At 62.3% G+C, this 2,430-nt stretch carries 1 protein-coding gene; it reads left to right on the top strand.

Annotated features, from left to right (window positions below; genetic code table 11):
* Positions 1-2,430, top strand: a 2,430-nt coding sequence (gene rpoB, locus ABB26_RS17640; RefSeq protein WP_083490917.1) for a DNA-directed RNA polymerase subunit beta, incomplete at both ends; no start/stop codon positions are given.

Raw genomic sequence — 2,430 nt, 5'->3', positions numbered from 1 at the left:
GACGTGGTTGATGCCAACACCGGTGAACTGCTGGCCCAGGCCAACGATGAAATCACCGACGAGCAGCTGCAGAACTTCCGCAAGGCGGGTGTGGATGCAGTCGGCACCCTGTGGGTGAACGACCTGGACCGTGGTGCTTACCTGTCCAACACCCTGCGCATCGATCCGACCAAGACCCAGCTGGAAGCACTGGTCGAGATCTACCGCATGATGCGTCCGGGCGAGCCGCCGACCAAGGACGCTGCACAGAACCTGTTCCACAACCTGTTCTTCACCTTCGAGCGCTACGACCTGTCCACGGTTGGCCGCATGAAGTTCAACCGTCGTGTCGGCCGCAAGGAAGTCACCGGCGAAGCCGTGCTGTACGACCAGAAGTACTTCGGCGAGCGTAACGACGAAGAATCCAAGCGCCTGGTCGCCGCTCACGGCGAAGGCTCCGACATCCTGGACGTGATCAAGGTTCTGACCGAGATCCGCAACGGTCGCGGCGTGGTCGATGACATCGATCACCTGGGCAACCGTCGCGTGCGTTCGGTCGGTGAAATGGCCGAGAACGTGTTCCGCGTGGGCCTGGTCCGCGTCGAGCGCGCGGTCAAGGAGCGCCTGTCGATGGCCGAGTCGGAAGGCTTGACCCCGCAGGAACTGATCAACGCCAAGCCGGTTGCTGCCGCGATCAAGGAATTCTTCGGCTCCTCGCAGCTGTCGCAGTTCATGGATCAGAACAACCCGCTGTCGGAAGTGACGCACAAGCGTCGTGTCTCGGCACTGGGCCCGGGCGGTCTGACCCGCGAGCGTGCAGGCTTCGAAGTGCGCGACGTGCATCCGACCCATTACGGCCGCGTCTGCACCATCGAAACGCCGGAAGGCCCGAACATCGGCCTGATCAACTCGCTGGCCGTGTTCGCACGCACCAACAAGTACGGTTTCCTGGAAACCCCGTACCGCAAGGTGCACGACGGCAAGGTCTCCGACGAGATCGAGTTCCTGTCGGCCATCGAAGAAAACGAATACGTCATTGCACAGGCCAATGCCCTGACCGACGCCAAGAACATGCTCACCGAGCAGTTCGTGCCGTGTCGTTTCCAGGGTGAGTCGCTGCTGAAGCCGCCGGCGGAAGTCCACTTCATGGACGTCTCGCCGATGCAGACCGTGTCGGTCGCTGCGGCGCTGGTTCCGTTCCTGGAGCACGATGACGCCAACCGCGCACTGATGGGCGCCAACATGCAGCGTCAGGCCGTGCCGACCCTGCGTGCGCAGAAGCCGTTGGTCGGTACCGGTATCGAGCGCGCCGTTGCGCGTGACTCGGGTGTGACCGTGAACGCCCGTCGTGGCGGTGACATCGTGCAGATCGACGCTGGCCGCATCGTGGTCAAGGTCAACGAGAACGAGATCACCGACGCCGCTGATGCCGGCGTGGATATCTACAACCTGATCAAGTACACCCGCTCGAACCAGAACACCTGTATCAACCAGCGTCCGCTGGTGAACGTGGGTGATGTGATCGCGCGCGGCGACGTGCTGGCCGATGGCCCATCCACCGACATCGGTGAGCTGGCGCTGGGTCAGAACATGCTGATCGCGTTCATGCCGTGGAACGGCTACAACTTCGAAGACTCCATCCTGCTTTCCGAGCGTGTGGTGGAAGAGGATCGTTACACCACGATCCACATCGAAGAGCTGACCTGTGTTGCGCGTGACACCAAGCTGGGGCCGGAGGAAATTTCCGCCGACATCCCGAACGTGTCCGAGCAGGCGCTGAACCGCCTGGACGAATCCGGCGTGGTGTACATCGGTGCGGAAGTCCGCTCCGGCGACATCATGGTCGGCAAGGTGACGCCGAAGGGCGAAAGCCAGCTGACCCCGGAAGAGAAGCTGCTTCGCGCCATCTTCGGCGAGAAGGCGTCCGACGTTAAGGACAGCTCGCTGCGCGTTCCGCCGGGTATGGACGGCACCGTCATCGACGTGCAGGTCTTCACCCGCGACGGCATCGAGAAGGACAAGCGCGCACGTCAGATCGAAGAAAGCGAAATCAAGCGCGTCAAGAAGGATTTCGACGACCAGTTCCGCATCCTGGAAGGTGCCATCTATGCACGTCTGCGTTCGCAGATCGTGGGCAAGGTGGTCAACGGTGGTCCGAACCTGAAGAAGGGCGACACCGTTACCGACGCAGTGCTGGACGGCCTGAAGCGTAGCGACTGGTTCACCCTGCGCATGAAGGATGACGACGCCGCCGAAGCCATCGAACGTGCCCAGATGCAGATCCAGGCACACGAGAAGGAATTCGAGCGCCGCTTCGCCGACAAGCGCGGCAAGATCACCCAGGGCGACGATCTGGCACCGGGCGTGCTGAAGATGGTCAAGGTGTTCCTGGCCGTGAAGCGCCGCATCCAGCCGGGCGACAAGATGGCAGGCCGCCACGGCAACAAGGGT

Origin of the sequence: Stenotrophomonas humi, from assembly GCF_001431415.1 — a bacterium.
In the GTDB taxonomy this organism is placed as follows: domain Bacteria; phylum Pseudomonadota; class Gammaproteobacteria; order Xanthomonadales; family Xanthomonadaceae; genus Stenotrophomonas; species Stenotrophomonas humi.
The sequence above is the reverse complement of the archived record's forward strand: the minus strand, read 5'-3'. Positions and strand labels throughout refer to the sequence as shown.